Annotated in this window: 1 protein-coding gene; it reads left to right on the top strand. The window is 37.1% G+C overall.

Going from position 1 to position 647, the window contains the following annotated elements; genetic code table 11:
- On the top strand, nucleotides 1-647 hold a 647-nt coding region (locus tag GXW81_RS10325), incomplete at both ends, for an IS256 family transposase (RefSeq protein ID WP_161532235.1).

Genomic DNA, 647 nt, shown 5'->3' on the forward strand with positions numbered 1-647 from the left:
TAGAGATAGAGACGCTTCTTTTAATCCTATGCTTGTTCCTAAGCGAACCAATATGGTGGATGGCATTGAAAATGTTATCATTAGTTTGTATGCTAAAGGAATGAGTAATGCTGATATCGAACAACAGATTAGCGAGGTGTACGACTTTAATATATCAACATCTACCATTTCTAGAATCACAGACCGAATTACCAACGATATTATAGCTTGGCAAAACAGACCTTTAGAGCCTGTTTATCTAATTACTTGGATGGATGGTATGGTCTTTAAGGTAAGGGAGAACTCAAAGGTTATCAATAAAACAATGTATATAGCTGTTGGCTTGCGTAGAGATGGTAAAAAGGAGGTATTAGGCTTGTGGTTAGGGAAGAATGAATCAGCAGCCTTTTGGATGAATGTACTTACAGATTTAAAAGCTCGAGGAGTAGAAGACCTACTTATTACAGCCACTGATAATCTGAATGGATTTACCCAAACCATCAAAAATGTATTCCCTAAATCTACTACACAAATATGCGTAGTACATCAAATCAGAAACGCTAGTAGGTATGTCGTCTGGAAAGATAAAAAAGCCTTTACCAAAGATATGAAAGATATTTATAATGCCCCCACTAAAGAAGCTGCCGAAGCCGCCTTAAAGGACTTTG

Source organism: Riemerella anatipestifer, from assembly GCF_009932355.1.
Lineage (GTDB): Bacteria > Bacteroidota > Bacteroidia > Flavobacteriales > Weeksellaceae > Riemerella > Riemerella anatipestifer_E.